General features: G+C 70.5%; 18 protein-coding genes. 8 read left to right on the top strand and 10 right to left on the bottom strand.

The features are described 5' to 3' along the window. The first annotated feature begins 22 nt into the window (after positions 1 to 22). The 4 genes from AC1DV7_RS01665 (at position 23) to AC1DV7_RS01650 (ending at position 4,573) form a co-directional block, all read left to right on the top strand. Positions 23 to 745 (top strand): VOC family protein, encoded by a 723-nt coding sequence (locus tag AC1DV7_RS01665; RefSeq protein WP_477593933.1) that lies wholly within the window; start codon positions 23 to 25, stop codon positions 743 to 745. A gap of 271 nt (positions 746 to 1,016) precedes the next feature. After that, positions 1,017 to 3,116, top strand: a complete 2,100-nt coding sequence (locus AC1DV7_RS01660) for an ATP-binding protein (protein ID WP_477593931.1) — start codon at positions 1,017 to 1,019, stop codon at positions 3,114 to 3,116. Between the two features lie 278 nt (positions 3,117 to 3,394). Then, positions 3,395 to 3,796 carry a hypothetical protein gene (locus tag AC1DV7_RS01655; protein ID WP_477593929.1) on the top strand — a complete coding sequence of 134 codons (402 nt, stop codon included), beginning with the start codon at positions 3,395 to 3,397 and terminating at the stop codon, positions 3,794 to 3,796. A gap of 141 nt (positions 3,797 to 3,937) precedes the next feature. Beyond that, a complete protein-coding gene (locus AC1DV7_RS01650; RefSeq protein WP_477593927.1) occupies positions 3,938 to 4,573 on the top strand; it encodes an ANTAR domain-containing protein in 636 nt (211 codons plus the stop codon). 62 nt (positions 4,574 to 4,635) lie between these two features. Here AC1DV7_RS01650 and AC1DV7_RS01645 read toward each other — a convergent pair whose 3' ends face one another. From AC1DV7_RS01645 to AC1DV7_RS01620, 6 genes are read right to left on the bottom strand one after another with little or no spacing between them, the layout of a single operon-like run. Beyond that, on the bottom strand, positions 4,636 to 5,295 hold the full coding sequence (locus AC1DV7_RS01645) for a hypothetical protein (protein WP_477593925.1): 660 nt from the start codon (positions 5,293 to 5,295) through the stop codon (positions 4,636 to 4,638). Then, positions 5,292 to 5,852: a hypothetical protein gene (locus tag AC1DV7_RS01640; RefSeq protein WP_477593924.1), complete on the bottom strand. Its 561-nt coding sequence runs from the start codon at positions 5,850 to 5,852 to the stop codon at positions 5,292 to 5,294. The genes AC1DV7_RS01645 and AC1DV7_RS01640 overlap by 4 nt, the downstream gene beginning before the upstream one ends. A 6-nt stretch (positions 5,853 to 5,858) precedes the next feature. Then, positions 5,859 to 6,407: a DUF2589 domain-containing protein gene (locus AC1DV7_RS01635; RefSeq protein WP_477593922.1), complete on the bottom strand. Its 549-nt coding sequence runs from the start codon at positions 6,405 to 6,407 to the stop codon at positions 5,859 to 5,861. A 7-nt stretch (positions 6,408 to 6,414) separates the two neighbouring features. Further along, positions 6,415 to 7,116 (bottom strand): hypothetical protein, encoded by a 702-nt coding sequence (locus tag AC1DV7_RS01630; protein ID WP_477593920.1) that lies wholly within the window; start codon positions 7,114 to 7,116, stop codon positions 6,415 to 6,417. A gap of 10 nt (positions 7,117 to 7,126) precedes the next feature. After that, positions 7,127 to 7,741, bottom strand: coding sequence for a DUF2589 domain-containing protein (locus AC1DV7_RS01625; RefSeq protein ID WP_477593918.1), 615 nt, complete (start codon positions 7,739 to 7,741; stop codon positions 7,127 to 7,129). A 17-nt stretch (positions 7,742 to 7,758) separates the two neighbouring features. Next, entirely contained in the window at positions 7,759 to 7,998 is a 240-nt protein-coding gene (locus AC1DV7_RS01620; protein ID WP_477593916.1) for a hypothetical protein, read from the bottom strand. 241 nt (positions 7,999 to 8,239) lie between these two features. Between AC1DV7_RS01620 and AC1DV7_RS01615 the strand changes: the two genes are divergently transcribed. Beyond that, the gene (locus AC1DV7_RS01615) at positions 8,240 to 9,220 is read left to right on the top strand and encodes a universal stress protein (protein WP_477593914.1); all 981 of its coding nucleotides are present in this window, start codon (positions 8,240 to 8,242) and stop codon (positions 9,218 to 9,220) included. 92 nt (positions 9,221 to 9,312) lie between these two features. Then, positions 9,313 to 9,771, top strand: coding sequence for a pyridoxamine 5'-phosphate oxidase family protein (locus AC1DV7_RS01610; protein ID WP_477593912.1), 459 nt, complete (start codon positions 9,313 to 9,315; stop codon positions 9,769 to 9,771). 58 nt (positions 9,772 to 9,829) lie between these two features. On the opposite strand, the gene AC1DV7_RS01605 is transcribed toward AC1DV7_RS01610, so the two are convergent. The 4 genes from AC1DV7_RS01605 to AC1DV7_RS01590 all read right to left on the bottom strand — a co-directional run bounded on the left by AC1DV7_RS01605 (position 9,830) and on the right by AC1DV7_RS01590 (position 13,442). Next, positions 9,830 to 10,501 (bottom strand): response regulator, encoded by a 672-nt coding sequence (locus tag AC1DV7_RS01605; protein WP_477594191.1) that lies wholly within the window; start codon positions 10,499 to 10,501, stop codon positions 9,830 to 9,832. Between the two features lie 51 nt (positions 10,502 to 10,552). Continuing rightward, a complete protein-coding gene (locus AC1DV7_RS01600; protein ID WP_477593910.1) occupies positions 10,553 to 12,262 on the bottom strand; it encodes a GAF domain-containing sensor histidine kinase in 1,710 nt (569 codons plus the stop codon). A 79-nt stretch (positions 12,263 to 12,341) separates the two neighbouring features. Further along, positions 12,342 to 13,115 carry a hypothetical protein gene (locus tag AC1DV7_RS01595; RefSeq protein WP_477593908.1) on the bottom strand — a complete coding sequence of 258 codons (774 nt, stop codon included), beginning with the start codon at positions 13,113 to 13,115 and terminating at the stop codon, positions 12,342 to 12,344. Positions 13,116 to 13,118: 3 nt separating this feature from the next. Continuing rightward, positions 13,119 to 13,442, bottom strand: coding sequence for a PepSY domain-containing protein (locus AC1DV7_RS01590; RefSeq protein WP_477593906.1), 324 nt, complete (start codon positions 13,440 to 13,442; stop codon positions 13,119 to 13,121). A 97-nt stretch (positions 13,443 to 13,539) separates the two neighbouring features. Here AC1DV7_RS01590 and AC1DV7_RS01585 point away from each other — a divergent pair, with 97 nt between their 5' ends. Both AC1DV7_RS01585 and AC1DV7_RS01580 read left to right on the top strand, forming a co-directional pair. Next, positions 13,540 to 14,217 carry a response regulator transcription factor gene (locus AC1DV7_RS01585; protein ID WP_477593905.1) on the top strand — a complete coding sequence of 226 codons (678 nt, stop codon included), beginning with the start codon at positions 13,540 to 13,542 and terminating at the stop codon, positions 14,215 to 14,217. Further along, complete coding sequence (locus tag AC1DV7_RS01580; RefSeq protein ID WP_477593903.1) at positions 14,214 to 15,605, top strand: HAMP domain-containing sensor histidine kinase; 1,392 nt, start codon at positions 14,214 to 14,216, stop codon at positions 15,603 to 15,605. Before AC1DV7_RS01585 ends, AC1DV7_RS01580 begins: the two co-directional genes overlap by 4 nt. Position 15,606: the final 1 nt, after the last annotated feature.

Raw genomic sequence — 15,606 nt, 5'->3', positions numbered from 1 at the left:
TCGTGCGCCTAGCGTCCTTCGCATGACGTGCCACCTCGACGCGGTCACCTTCGACGCCCTCGACCCTGCACGGCTGGCTGCGTTCTGGGCCGGCCTCCTCGACCGGGAGCAGGCCGTGGACCCCGACGGCGGGATCGCCCTGCCGTTCCGCGACGACCCCGGGTTCCGGGTCCGCTTCGTGCCGACCGCGGAACACCGGGTCGGCCCCAACCAGATCCACTTCGACCTGACCAGCACCTCCCTCGACGACCAGCGGTCGATCGTGGCGCGGGCGCTGGAGCTCGGCGGCAGCCACCTCGACATCGGCCAGGATCCCGACGACGGGCACGTCGTGCTCGCCGACCCCGAGGGCAACGCCTTCTGCGTCATCGAGCCGACCAACAACTTCCTGGCCGGCTGCGGGCCGATCGGGGCGGTCAACTGCGACGGGACCCAGCAGGTGGGCTACTTCTGGAGCAAGGCCCTCGGGTGGCCGCTGGTCTGGGACCAGGACGAGGAGACCGCGATCCAGTCCCCGCGCGGCGGCTCGAAGATGGCCTGGGGCGGCCCGCCGGTCAACCCCAAGACCGGGAAGAACACGCTGCACCTCGACCTCGCGCCGCCCGTCGGTGACGACCAGCACGCCGAGGTCGAGCGCCTCGTCGCCCTCGGGGCGACCCGCCTCGACATCGGCCAGGGGGACGTCGACTGGGTGGTCATGGCCGACCCGGACGGCAACGAGTTCTGTGTCCTGACGCCGAGGTAGCCCCCACGCACAGCAGCGCCCCCGCCGTGTCGGCAGGGGCGCTGCTTGTGGTTGGTCGTCGTCCCGCGCAGGGGGCTTGGGACGATCCCCGTTCTCCCAGTGTGGGGCAAACCGTCCCAACGTGGGGTCAAGCGCATGTCAACCTTTGGCCACGATGTGGTGTCACCGCTCGGGTGCAGGCCCGTGCGGCGCTCCGGGTGGTGTCGCGCCACGGACGGCGCCCTTGCGTCGCTTTCGCCCCGTCAGGCGCTGTTTGCGCAAGGATGCTCCCATGCCTCCCCGAGCCCAGCAGGATGCGTTGTGGAGTCGCCGCTGGGCTGTCACCGCGGTCCTCGTCCTGCTCGGCGTCCTGGTGCTGGGAACGGCGGCCGTGCGGTTCGCGCCGGCCGGGTCCTCGGTCGCCGTGTGGTGGCCCGCTGCAGGCCTGTCGGCTGCCTTCCTGCTCGTCACGGGCCCGGACCGGCGCCGGGCAACGGTGGTCGTGGTGGGCCTGGTGCTGGTCACCGGCGTGGCGAACAGCCTCGGTGGCCGGCCACCCGTGGCCGCGATCTGCTTCGGGTTCGCCAACGCAGCCGAGGCGGCCCTGTTCTGGCACCTGATGACCCGCCGCGGGCACCACCCGCGGCTCGCCTCTGCCGACGACCTCGGTCGGCTGGTCGTGGCGACCATCGCAGGCGCGCTCGCGTTCGGCGTCCTGGCCGGGCTCGCCGTCGTGGTGACGCTCGACGGCACCTTCTTCCCCACGGCATACGCCGTCGCGGCATCGCACACCGCCGCCGTGCTGACGATCGCGCCGCTCGGGATCGCACTGTCGGCCCGAAGCATGCGCGGCCGCCGACTGATGCACCCACGCCGCCTGGAGAACGCCTCGCAGACCGTTGCTCTGCTCGCGGTGGCCTTCTGGGTCTTCGGGTCGAGAGTCGGCCTCCCCCTCGCCTTCCTCCCCCTGCCGGTGCTCGTCTGGGGAGCCACCCGGCTGAGCCTGCGGACCCTCGCGGCGCAGCTGGTGGCCCTCGGCGTCGTGGTCGTCGTCCTCACGAGCCGTGGCGGCGGGCCCTTCGCCGCCGTGGGGCGGGCCGGCAGCGAGCCCGAGACGGTCGGGGCGCTCACCCAGGCCTTCCTCATGACCGCCACCGTCACGGCCCTGGCGCTGGCCGTGGCCACGACCCAGCGCCGCGACGCCCTCTCCGAGGAGCGGGCCTCCCGCACCCTGGTGGAGACGGTGCTCGAGTCGGCGGAGGCGACCGCCATCATCGGCACCGACGCATCGGGCGTCGTGCGCGTGTTCAGCCGTGGCGCCACCAACCTGCTCGGCTTCGACCCTGAGCGCGTGGTGGGGTTGCTGAACTGGCTGGACCTGTTCGACGCCGAGGAGGTCGCCGCACGGGCCGCCGAGCTCGGCGTCGCCGTGGGACCATCGGTCCTCGTCCAGTCCCTCACCGGGCCCACGACCGCCGAGACCCGTGACTGGACCTGGGTGACCCGCGACGGGCGCCGCATCGTCGTCGACCTGACCACGAGCGCCATCGCGGACGCCGAGGGCCGGGTCACGGGTTACGTCGGCGTCGCCGAGGACGTGACGGAACGGCGACGGGCCGCCGACGCGGTGCAGCTGGCCCTGCAGCGCGAGCGGCGAGCCGTCGAGGAGCTCACGGCACTGGACCGTGCCAAGACCGACTTCCTGTCCGCGGTGAGCCACGAGCTGCGAACGCCCCTCGCGAGCGTCCTCGGCTACGCCGAGATGCTGGAGGACGGAGCGGCAGGAGAGCTGGAGCCCCGCCAGCAGGACCTGGTGTCGCGCATCGACCGCAACGGCAGGCGGCTGCTGACCCTCATCGAGGACCTGCTGCTCAACTCGCGCATCGAGTCCGGCCAGCTCCACCTGGCCCGCGCTCGGTGTGACCTCGGCGAGGTCGTCGACCACGCCTGGGAGGGGCTGGCGCCCCTGACCCAGGGCCGCGACCTGCGCATGCACCGGCAGGGCGACCCCGGCGTCGTGCCCGTCGACGGTGACCCCGCCGCCCTCGAACGTGCCGTCAGCAACCTGCTGTCCAACGCAGTGAAGTTCACCCCTGACGGCGGCACCGTGACGCTCAGCCTCACCACGACACCGCCCGCGTCACACCCGGCGCAGGCCGAGCTCGTCGTCAGCGACACCGGGTACGGCATCGCGGCACACGACCTGCCCCAGGTCTTCCGCCGCTTCTTCCGCTCGTCGGAGGCCACGGCCAAGGCGATCCAGGGCACCGGCCTGGGGTTGTCCATCGTCAAGGCGATCGTCGAGGGGCACGACGGGAGCCTGGACGTGGCCTCCACACCAGGGGAGGGCTCCACCTTCACGATGCGCCTGCCGCTCGTCTCGGTCGACTAGGTCGAACGGCCGAGACGATGCTCTGTCCTTCGGTCGACTGTGGCCTGCGATGGGACACCTGTGGCCCCCACAGCCGGTAGACATGGACTGGCTCTCCTCGGCTGAGCACCGACGCCAGGCGATCGCCCATGCGCGGAAACCCACTCAAATGACTTTACCAAACCTTTAACCTTCTTTTCCGGCATTTACCGGCCGCTTGCCAAGGCAAAACGCTTTGATTGCTCTATCCAGAGGAAACCGGAGGGCAACAGCTCTTCGATGGCAGGCAGGGAGCGGTCATGAGCAACGAACTCGGCACCATCATCGAGAAGCGCCTGGGCGACATGGGGTGGTCTGTCGCCCGGCTCATCGTCGAGAGCGGGGTGAGCCCCGACGAGATGGTGGGCCTGATCGGCCCCGAGCAGCTGCCGTCCATGCCGCACGAGGCGACGCTGGTCGCCATCTCCGAGTCCCTCGATCTGTCCTACCGCGACCTCGTCCTCGCAGCCGCGGTCGCCTGTGGCCTTCCCAAGAACCAGGAGGGCGAGCCCGTGTTCGTCCTGCGGCACGCGACCAACGACCAGCTCCTGGCCGAGCTGCGCCGCCGGCTCGTGCGCGGCCGCGGCCACGCCGACGCGGGGCGACGCCGGCTGGCCCACCTCGCGCTCATGCAGCAGGCGCTGGTGATGGAAGCGAGCTGACGCCTCGCCTGCCGAGGCGCTCCCGGGGTGGGGGTTGACGGACGTCGCGGCGTTCGTATCATTCTCACGAAAAGTCAAGAAGTGGCTTGCCTGAACTTGTGGTTGTCGCCCCTGCGGCGGTCTCTGGCGATGGAGGGTCCCATGTCATTTCTCGCGTCCCTGACGGACGATCCGGCGCTGCTGTTCGAGTACGACGCCACCGCTGACCGGTGGACCTGCTCACCGGCACTCTGCGAGCTCTACGCCGTTCCACCCGGGCAGGACCCGACCACGTCGATGATGATCGACCGCGTGCTCGAGGAGGACCGAGCCGTGGTGCTGCAGCGGTTCGAGGAGGTCCTCCGCTTCGCTCGGCCCTTCTCCCTCGAGTACCGCCTCGTCGACCCGTCGGGCACCACCCGCCGCCTCGTGCTCGTCGGGCAGAGCGAGGACGCGGGGGGCGAGGTCAAGCGCCTGTCGGGGTTCATCGTGGACATCACCCAGACGATCCGGGACGGGGCTGCCGAGGCCGTGCTCGCCTCGACCGAGCACCGCGCCGCGATCGAGCAGGCCAAGGGTGCCCTCATGCTCAGCTTCGGGATCGGCGAGGACGCCGCCTTCGAGATGCTGCGCACCTACTCGAACCAGCACAACATCAAGGTCGTCCGGGTGGCGCAGCACATCATCGCCGGGCTGGCGGACCCGGCGTACTCCCGCGAGGAGCCCGTCCGTTGCCTCCTCGACATCCTCCTCGGTCTGGAGGGTGTGGCAGCGCAGACCGCCCTGGACCGCGCGTAGCCGGCAGCCCCGCGCGCTCCCGGCCGGGCAGCCCCTCGGGTCAGAACAGCCCGGCCTCTCGGTCAGAACAGCTTGGCGTCCCGGACGACCTTCTTGTCACGCAGGACCCAGCGCTGGCCATCCGGGTCCACCGCCGCGAACCGGTCCTCGAGGTCTCCCCCGGCGTAGCCGAGCCGTGCCGTCTCCATCCAGCCCGTCCGGAGCTCCTCCGCCGAGGAGTCCGCGGCGACGCGCGTGAAGAAGTGGCGCTTGTCCTTCAGGAACCCCTGCCCCAGCATCGCGTCGACCATCTTCCACCCCGTCATCGCCTGGAACCCGATCATCGTGTGGCTGCCGAAGAGGGAGTGCAGTGCCTTGACGGTGGCCCCGCTGCCCAAGGTGCTGCAGCCACCCCAGAGCACGAGACGGGGTGCGCTCAGGCCGAGCTCGCTCGTGCCACGACGCAGCTCGACCGTGTCGCTGCCGACCTCGAGCACCACGGTGTCCTCCTTGAACCGGACGCCCACGGTGTTCGACTCGTTGTACAGGTGCCCGGCCGCGAAGTGCCCGGCGAAGAACACCCAGTCGTACGACCTGCCGAAGAACGCCTTGAGCTCGTCCATCGTCGGCGCCGGCTTCTTGATCGGCAGGGGCGTGTCGAAACCGAGGTTGCGGCAGCCCTTCTCCCACGTCGTGGCGTCTGCCCTGGTGCCCAGGCACAGGATCCCGTTCTTGTCGCTCATGGCCTCGCCCTCTCGATCAGCTCACGTCCACCGGTATGCCGCCGGGTCACCTCTCCCGCCTCGGCCAGCCGCTCAACCGCGGCCAGCAGGGCCGGCCGCGGGACGTCCAGCGCGGCGCGCAGCGCCGTGAGCGACATCGGACGGCCCACCTCGGCGAGGGCGGCCAGGACGTGCTCGTCGGCGGCTTCGCGGGCGGCGGGCCCGGCGCCGTCCGCGGGGCCGCCGTCGCGGCCCTCCTCTGCCCAGCCGGGCTCGTCCGGGTCACCGAGGTCGTCGGACGCGAGGGCGCTCAGACGGCGGAAGGCCTCGACGTACGGCTCCAGCATCGACTGGATGACGCGGGCATGCTGGCCGACGGCCCGGAAGCGGGCTCCGGATGGCTCCCCTGACGATGCCACCCAGAGCCGCTGTCCGAGGAGGGTGTCCGCGAGCTTGCGATAGGCCTCGGCGTTGTCGGCGAAACCGGCTTGCTGCAAGGACCGCTCGAAGTGGTCGAGGACCGCCTCAGCCGTGGCGACGGTGCGCGTGATGTTGCCTGCCAGCGTCTCCCCCGTCATGCCCGGTCAGCCCCCGGTCCCGGACTTCTTCTCATGGGCAGCCACCTCCAGCACGTCCAGTGCCCGCGACAAGCCGGGGGGCATGTCGGCCTTCTCGACCTCGACACTGACCTTGATGGAGCCCCGCTGGTCGACGCTGGTCGTACGCCCGGTGAGCACCCGCCCCTTGATGACGGGGACGGCGCTCTCGGGCAGCGGCCTCGGGAACGGCTGCGGGCCGGGCCGGTCGGGCTCGGCGACGCTGCTGACCTGGAACTCGAGGTCGATCTTGGCGCGCTTGATCGCGATGAGCGGGATGTCCACCAGGCCGAGGAGCGGGAGGCTCACCTCGAAGACGGACTCGTCGTCGTTCTCGTCGCGCTTGGTGTACGAGAACTCCACCCTGCGCAGGGTGGGCGGGTCGCTCCCGTTGGCAGCGGGCTGGAAACCCACGTCCTCGATGAACTCGACCGTGGTGCGGGCTGCCCGTGCCTGGGCGTCGACGAGTGCCGACAGGATGTTGCCGACCGCCTGACCCAGGGTCAGGGACGCTGCAGGGTCGATGATCAGTGCCACTGGCCCCTCACCCCTGTTCGTCCAGCGCGCCGAACTGCACGTCGTCCATGGCGACGGTCACGGTGAGCTCGCTGATGCGGTTGTCGGGCACCGAGCCGAGGGCCTCGGAGGTGACGAGCACGTCGAGCTCCGACTGCTTGGCGATCCTGGCCTGCTCGAGCTGACGCGCCGCCCGCTGCAGCTCGGGCAGCTCCTGGGCGACGATGCGCTCGAACGCCGCGCCCAGCTCGGTCTTCTCGATGCTGCGCCGGGCCGTCAGGGGCAGGGTGGAGGCCTGCTCCTTGAGGAACGCCAAGGTCGTCCTGGCCAGGACGTCCGCACGGTCGGCTGCGAGGACGTCCCCTGCCTCCACCGTCAGCTCGGCGCCCGGAGCGGCCAGCCGCTTCGCGAACGCCGCGACCACCGTGCGGTTGTCGGCCCGCCCCACCTCCGCGAGGGACAGCGGCAGGATCCGTTCCTGGACGGCGCGCAACCACAGCTCTCGGACGGCGCCGGGGTCCTCGTCGACGACTGGGTCCTGGACGTCGGACACCGCGAACCGCAGGGTGAGCTGGACCTCGCGGATCGCCATACGGGGCACCGGAAACTGACCCAACACCGGGTCCTGGCGGTAGGACTCGAGCGTGTCCACCGTGTAGGCGTCGGAGACGGAGTGACTGCGGGCAAGATCGCGCATGATCCCGCCGACGACGTTACTCAGCCTGACCATCGCTGGCCGACTATGCGGCTGGCTGCTTGGTGTCCGTGATCGCGTCCTCGAGGATGTCGAGGATGCGGGACAGCCCACCCGGCATGTCCTCCTGGACCGCGCGGACGTGGATGTCCATCGAGTAGTCCCGTGTCGAGCTCGCCTGGCTCGACGTCGAGGTCTTGAACGCCGCGGAGACGCGGAAGTCCACCTTGACCGGCGACCAGAAGGCGCTGTAGCTGCCGCCCACGCTGGTGTCGAGCGAGAAGCTCGTGGCCGTGTTGCGCACGATGCTGTCGGTCAGCTTGGCCTTGAAGTCGATCGTCATCTCGTCGATGCGCAGGTACGGGATGGGCACGATCGACAGGAGCGGGACGGTCAGGCTGAAGTTCTGCTGGGTGTTGTTCTCGTCGAGCTTCTTGTACTCCAAGGTGATGTTGCGGATCTCTCCCGCATCGGCGTCGGCCTGGGGGTTGGTGAACAGCACGTCCGGGCCACCGGCGGCCGGCTGCTTGAAGCCGACCTTCTGGATGAACTCCACCGTGCTCTGGGCGGCCAGCGCCTGGGCCTCGATGGCGGCCTTCATCGGCGAGCCGATCAAGTGGGAGAACGGGATCTGGCTGAGTTCCTCGACTGCACGTGTCATGGCGTTCCTTTGCTCTTTCAGGCGCCCTCGTCGAGGACGCTTTCGTCGACATCCTCAAGACGGACCGCCGGCACCCGCCGGACAACCGCCTTCCTGGCCACGATCAGGACCTTCGACGCGGTTGCGGCGGGAAGGCTCTCGACGAGCTCGCGAGCCCCCTTGTCGGACGTGGCAACGCCCAGCAGCAAGTACGACTTACCGACCTTCATCCGGGTCGAGTCGTCGCCAATGTTGAAGACGAGGTACTCCTCAGCCATGTCCTGCCCCCAGCGATCTCGGGCCGCGACCTTGTGCGCCATCTCAACGGTATTGACCGCGTTCAGAGGCACAAACCATCAAATGACGTAGGTCGGTACCTAGCGGGCGCCAGGGGGCAGACCCCAGGCGTCACGGAGCTCGACTCGCTGGCACCCACTGACGGGACCAACGGCCCTGTCCCGCGGCGCGTCCGGTCCGGAGGCTGGGGTTGACCGCACGACCGCACCCGAGGGAGATGTCATGACCATCCACTCCGACCTCAGCCACCGACCAGTCGTGGTCGGCGTCGACGGCTCGCCGCAGGCGGACCGGGCCCTCGACTGGGCTGCAACCGAAGCCACTCTGAGGGGCGCGCCCCTCGTGGTGCTCCAGGCCTACTCCCCCGACTACCCCGCGGTTCGGTCTCTCGGGCTGGCCGGGCCGCCCCCACCCCAACCGACGGATGCCCTCCACGAGGTCGCCCGCGAGGGCTGTGCGCTGGCGGCCCAGAAGGCCCGTCAAGCTCACCCCGGTCTCGCAGTGACCGAGCGGTGCGTGGCCGACGACCCGGTGAACGCACTGGTCGACGCGTCGAGCAACGCGGACCTCGTCGTCATGGGTGCCCGAGGGCTCGGCAAGGTCCGAGGGCTTCTCATGGGCTCCGTCTCCTCGCACGTCACGTCCGAGTCGCACTGCCCGGTTGTCGTCATCCGCGAGGCGCCCAGCCGGTCGACGGACGACCTGCGCGTGGTGGTCGGCGTGGATGGCTCGGTGGACTCGGTGGCCGCGGTCCGGTTCGCGTTCGAGGCGGCCGAGCGTCGCGGAGCGGGCCTCACCGTGGTCCATGCCTGGGACGTCGACATGGACAGCACCGCAGCCGCTCTGACGTGGGTCGTCGACTGGGAGGAGGCCGACGAACAGGAGCGGGCCGTGGTGGCCGAGGCGCTTGCCGGCTATGCCGACGAGTTCCCGACGGTCGACGTCCGCCGGCACGTCGTCCGCGGTCACCCTGTGGCCGAGCTCGTGCGCCAGAGCGGAGGGGCCGAGCTGCTCGTGGTGGGCACCCGCGGGTGGGGAGCCGTCAAGGGCCTGGTCCTCGGCTCGGTGTCGCGCAGCGTCCTGCACGACGCGCGCTGCCCCGTGGCCGTCGTCTCGTCCTCGCTGGCCTCGGCAGACACGGACCGGACCTCGCGTCGTCACGGGCTCCACCTCCTCGTGCCGCCGGTGCGCGAGCGCCTCTGAGCGGCCGGCATGACCGAGACCACCGCGCCTGGGACCGGGCCTTCCGGAACAGGGACCTTGGACTCTGTGGCCCCCTGCCGGTCCGGCCCACGATGGATGCCATGAACACCAACCAGGATTTGGCTCAAACGACTGACCACGGCAGCGCGCGGGAGACCACCGCATCGCAGTCATGGGACCTGCTGCGCTCAGGTGTCGTGGGGCGACTTGCTGTCGTCGTCGACCACGCCCCCGACATCTTCCCGGTGAACTTCGCGGTCGACCACGGGACGGTGGTCATCCGGACCGCTGGGGGCACCAAGTTCGAGGCCGCACAGCAGGGTCCCGTGGCCTTCGAGGTCGATGGGTACGACCTCGATGCGGGCGAGGCGTGGAGCGTGGTCGTCAAGGGCACGGCCGTCGAGGTGTACGAGGTGGACGAGGCGATCAAGGTCATGGGCCTGCCGTTGTCTCCCTGGGCCCCCGGGTCCAAGCCGCACCTCCTGCGCGTGGTCCCGGGCTCCGTCACGGGCCGGCGGTTCGAGGTCGCCGGAGGCACGCGACGCGCGTGAGCACCTCCCCTCGCCCCGCAGCCGTGCCCGCAGCCGTGCCCGCAGCCGTCACCGCATATCAGGAAGGGCCGGTATGGCGAGGGGTCGGTGGGCGACCGGTCTGCGCCCCCTGGCTGGCGACGTAGACCGCCGCCTGGGTACGGCTCTCCATGCCCATCTTGGCCAGGACCGAGGTGACGTAGTTCTTGACGGTCTTCTCCGCCAGTGACATCGTCTCGCCGATCTGGCGGTTGGTGAGCCCTTCGGCGATGTGCTCGAGGATGCGACGCTCCTGCGGTGAGAGCGACACCAGCCGCGGGTCCTCGACGTCGTGACCCCACTGCGCGCGCAGTCTGCTCACGACGGCGCCGTCCAGGAGGGTCTCACCTGCTGCGACCCGACGGATCGAGGCGACCAGGTCGTTTCCCCTGATGTCCTTGAGCAGGTAGCCCACCGCGCCGGCCAGCACCGCCGACCTCAGGGCGTCATCGTCGTCGTACGACGTCAGGATGATCCCGGCCACCGACGGGTCGATGGACCTCACGTCGCGGCAGACGTCGATCCCGGACCCGTCCGGCAGCCGTGCGTCGAGCACCATGACGTCCGGGCGCAGCGCGGGGATCCGTCGGGAGGCTTCCCCGGCGCTCGCCGACTCCCCCACCACCTCGATGTCGTCCTCGACCTCGAGCAGCTCGCGCAGGCCACGACGGACCACCTCGTGGTCGTCCAGCAGATAGACGCGAATCACGATCGGCACTCCTCCAACTCGTCGACAGGGCGTGGCTTGCTCGCTCACGCTTCGTCAGGTGTCCACGGGTCCCTCGGACAGGGGAACCCGCCAGGTCAGCTTCGTCCCGGCAGGCTGACCGGCCTCCACGGAGATCGACCCGCCGCGCATCTGGGCGCGCCGTGCCAGGTTGTCCAAGCCCGAGCGAGCGATGTCCGCAGGCATGCCCCGCCCGTCGTCGGTGACGGTGACGGTGACGTCCGTGCCGACCTGCACCGCGACACGGACGCTCGACGCCGCCGCGTGCCGCGCGACGTTGCTCAACGCCTCGCGCAGCACGGCCAGGAGGTCGGCGGCGAGGGGCTCGCCGACACTGTCGGTGCGGCCGGAGAGGTGCAGCTCGGGCGGGAACCCGAGCGTCACGGAGGCATCGCGGCAGATGGTCGAGATCTCGGTCGTCAGCGCCCGGGCACCGGGAGCGCGGTGCAGAGCGAAGATGGTGTGGCGAATGTCCCTGATGGCGGCGTCCAGCTCGTCGACCGCACCGTCGATCTTGGACCGCACCCTCTCGTCGCTCGTCCGCGCTGCGGACTGCAGCGACATCCCCGTCGCGAACAGGCGCTGGATCACGTGGTCGTGCATGTCTCTGGCGATCCGGTCACGGTCCTCGAAGAGCTCAGAACGGGCGCGCTCCCTCTGCGCGCTGGCCKCTCCCAGCGAGACCGCCAGCCCCTGCGCGAAGTTGGTCAGCACCGGGAGGGGGTCGGTCTTCTGCTCCTGCGACCAGTCGAGCAGCATGATCCCCATCGGGGAGTCGCCGAGGGCCAAGGGCACCAGGGCCCTGGTGCTCCCCTCCCCGAACGGCGTGGTGCGGGCCCCCAGCAGCAGGGCGGACAGCACCTCGGGATCGCGGACGGCGCTTCCGGGCCCCAGTCGTCCCGGCGCCGCGTCGTCGCCTGCGGTGTCCTCGCCCGCGAACGCGACGACCAGCAGGTCCGTGTCGTGCTTCAGGGCGATGGTGCACGTCTGCGCCTCGGTCAGCTCGCACACCCGGTGAGCCACGTCGGTCAGCACCTCCCGCTGGTCCTGCCCCCCGAGGAGGGCCTGGCTGGCGTCGCGGATCACAGCGCCCCAGAGCTGCTCGGACCTGGTCCGGTCGTACAGGCGCGCGTTCTCGATCGCCACGCCGGCCGCCGCGGCCAGCGCCACCAGGATGGCCTCGTCGTCCTCGCTGAACTCCTTGGCTGACCGCTTGTCGGTCAGGTAGAGGTTGCCGAACACCTGGTCGCGGATTCGCACCGGGGCCCCGAGGAAGCTGGTCATCGGCGGGTGGTTCGGGGGGAACCCGTAGGAGTCGGGATGCTGGGCGATGTCGGGAACCCGCTGTGGCTTGGGGCTCGTGATGATCAGGCCGAGCAGCCCGTGGCCTCGCGGGAGCACCCCGATGGCTTCGCGTTCCTCCTCGGTGAGCCCCCGGGTGACGAACTCCACGAGCTCCTCGCCACCGGGGCCGAGGACGCCCAGCGCACCATACGTCGCGTCGACCAGCTCACAGGCGGACGCCACGATGCGGTGCAGGACCTCCGCGAGGTCGAGGTCGGAGCTGACGGCGACCACCGCGTCGAGCAGTGAGCTCAGCCGCTCCTGGGACTCGCGAGCGCTGCCGGCCCGTGCACGGACCTCCTCGAGCAGATCGTCGAGGTCGAGGGACGACAGCGGCCAGCGTGAACCCTCCGGGGGGACAGACGAGCCTGCTCCTCGGGCTCCCGAACCTCTCCCAGCCACACGAGCAGCGTATGCCGTGCCGACAGGTCGGGACGGGACATCCGGCGACAATGTGAGCCCACGACGCCCGCGGCGGTGGTCAGCCGTACGCCTCTCCGAGCGGAACGCTCCCAGCCGCCTCGGCGACCTGTGCCGACACGGTGGACTTCTTCGTCAGCGACTCCCGGCCGCTCCCGCCCGACACTCCCAACACCAGCACGGGCCCGATGCCCTTGGCATACAGCTTGTACTCGAGGACATCCGGCTTGAAGGTGATGGTGTCGCGGGTCAGCAGCACGTCCTCGAACTGACCTGCTGGGGCCTCGGCGATCTCGCTGACGCTGAGGATCTCGCCGTTGTCCTCCGCCTCACCCCGGTGGAACTCCTGTCGGTACTTCATCCCGACCTTCGGCTTCGCAGGCACGACGACGCCGGCGAGCGCCCCGTCGACCCCGGCTTCGAAGGACCCCTCCTTGGAGGCGACCTTGCCGTCCTCGAACTCCGCGGTGTCCTCGCCGAGGTACCAGATCGTGCCGTCGCGGTGCTGCGCGTAGAAGTCGAAGGTGTCCTCCACGACCTCACCGTCTGCGGTGACGGTGTCGCGCACCACGCGCGCCGTGACGCCGTTGGCGACCCGGCGGGTGTGGTCGGTGACGGTGACGACGACCACCAGGGCGCGGCCCTCGTCGTACGTCCACCGGCTGCCCGGCTCCATCGGCCAGTACTCGTTGTCGATCCGCGTGCTGAAGTCCGAGGGCGTCATGGCGACGGACTGGTCACCCGTGGGCAGGGCACTGGGGTCGTCGCCCCCGCATGCCGACGCGCCGACGGCGACAAGGGCTGCCGCGGTCAGCCCGGCCAGCGCGCCCTTCACGGGTCACCCGCCCTCGCGGTCCGACTTGCTCCCCACGACGGCGAAGTGGTCGTCGAGCTGGACGTCCACCTGGCTGCCGTCGGCCAGGGTGACCTCCACCTCATACAGGCTCTCCTCGTCGCCCACCTCGGTCCCGGTGACGCGGCCGCCGCCGGTCTTGGCGAGGGCTGCCTCGGTCGCCTTCTGCAGGTCCGGTCCCGTGATCGCCGTGTCCGGCGAGCCGTCCTCCCCACCGGTGGCGACGGCGGCACCGGCGCCGAGCACTCCCAGCAGGCAGGCAGCCCCGAGGAGGGCGAACCCCCGGCGCTTGGTCAGTCGAGCTCCCATGTGACTTCTCCTTTCGCTCCTGCCCGAGGCTAGGCCTGTCAGATGAGGCGGTCATGAGGTCTCATCGCGCTCTCACCTGGCTGCATACCATGAAGGGGTGCGGGTGCTGCTCGTCGAGGACGAGCCGAAGATGGCCCGGCTGCTCGAGCGCGGGCTGCGCGAGAACGGCCACGTCGTCGAGGTCTCAAGCACCGGCGAGGCCGCGGTCGATGCCGTGGCAGCTGGCGAGTTCGACGTCGTGCTCCTCGACGTGATGCTGCCCGACCTCGACGGCTTCGAGGTGTGCCGACGGCTTCGCCGCGGCGGGAGCTGGGTCCCGGTCCTCATGCTGACGGCGCGCAGCGCGGTCAGCGACCGCATCCGCGGGCTGGACGTGGGCGCCGACGACTACCTCACCAAGCCGTTCGCGCTCGCGGAGCTGCTCGCCCGCGTGCGGGCGCTCGCGCGCCGGGGGCCGGTGGAGCGACCGACCGTTCTGTCCGTGGGTGACCTCACGCTCGACCCCGCGACGCGAGAGGTATGCCGTGGGGGCGAGCCTGTCGTCGTGTCGGCACGGGAGTTCGCCCTCCTCGAGGCGTTCATGCGCCGACCGGGTCGGGTCCTCACCCGTAACCAGCTCCTCGACCTCGTCTGGGACGTCGCGCCCGACGGGCACTCCAACGTCGTGGACGTCTACGTGCGCTACCTGCGGGAGAAGATCGACCGGCCGTTCGGCCACGGCTCACTGCAGACGGTCCGGGGTGTCGGCTATCGACTCGACGGTTCCGGACGATGAAGAGCCCTCGGGATGTCCCGCTTCGCGTACAGGTCGCGGCGGCCTTCGCCGCGGCGACCGCCGTCGCCATCGTCGCCCTCGGTGGTTTCGTCTACCTGCGGGTCGACGGCGCGCTGACGCAGCAGAGCGGTGAGGCGATGGCGTCCCAGCTGGACGCCCTCGCCAGGGTCCCCGCCTCCGCCCGGGCGGAGGCTGCTCGTGCGATGACCGGAGAGTTCTTCGCCCAGGTCATGACACCGGATGGTCGGATCCTGGCTTCGTCGCCGCAGCTGTCGGGCAGGGCCCTGGGCGCCGCCGACGCGGCTCGTTCGACCTCCACCGGGCGGCCGCTCGAGCGCCCCGTCGACCTCGTCGGGGAGGACGGGACGGAGAGCGGGTTGCTGCTTGCGCGCCGGGTCTCGGACCAGGTGCTCGTGGTCGGAACGTCCCAGGGGCGCAAGGAGGATGCCCTCGGCGGGATCGTGTCGCAGTTCCTCGTCGGCGGGCCACTGGCGCTGGTCCTCGGGTCGGCGCTCGGCTACCTCGTCGCCGGGGCCGCGCTGCGTCCCGTCGAGCGGATGCGGAGCAGGGCAGCCGAGATCTCGTCGACCTCGACCGGCGCTCGGCTGCCCCTGCCGGTGGCCGACGACGAGATCCACCGGCTGGGCGCCACGCTCAACGGCATGCTCGACCGGCTCGACTCCGCTGCCCGCCAACAGCGGCGGTTCGTGGCAGAGGCCAGCCACGAGCTGCGAACTCCGTTGTCCCTGTTGCGGATCGAGCTCGACCTGGCCCTCTCCCGACCCCGCTCAACCGACGAGCTGACCGCAGCACTGGTCTCGGCGAACGAGGAAGTGTCTCGACTCACGGCACTGTCCGAGGGGCTCCTCACGGTTGCTTCGACCGACGGCTCGCTCCCGCCACTGGAGGTGTCTGACGTGGACCTGGAGCGGTTGCTGCGAGACGTGGCGCACCGCTTCTCGAACCGTGCTGCAACTCAAGGGCTGCGGGTCGACGCCCGCTCGAAAGGTTCGGGCGGCTCGAACGGCTCGCTGACGGTCCCGGGGCAGGCGAACCGACTCGACCAGGCCGTCGGCAACCTCGTCGACAACGCCCTCAGGCACGGCCGGACCGACGTCCTCCTCGACGCCGCGACAGAGGCGGGCAGGGTGACCATCCGCGTGTCGGACCGGGGGCCGGGGATCCCCACGGACTTGCGAGAGCACGTCCTGGTCCCGTTCAGCCGGGACGCTCGCTCACGTTCGGGGCCGGGGCACGGACTCGGCCTGGCGATCGTGGACGCGATCGTCACCGCCCACGGTGGGACGACCACGATCGGTGCGCACCCCGACGGGACCGGGACCGTGGTGAGTCTGACCCTCCCCTGTGTTCCCTCGCCGAATCATTGAT

The sequence above is a fragment of the Pedococcus sp. P2_E4 genome (assembly GCF_056403935.1).
Note: the sequence above shows the minus strand (reverse complement) of the source record. Positions and strands in the feature narration are given on the sequence as shown.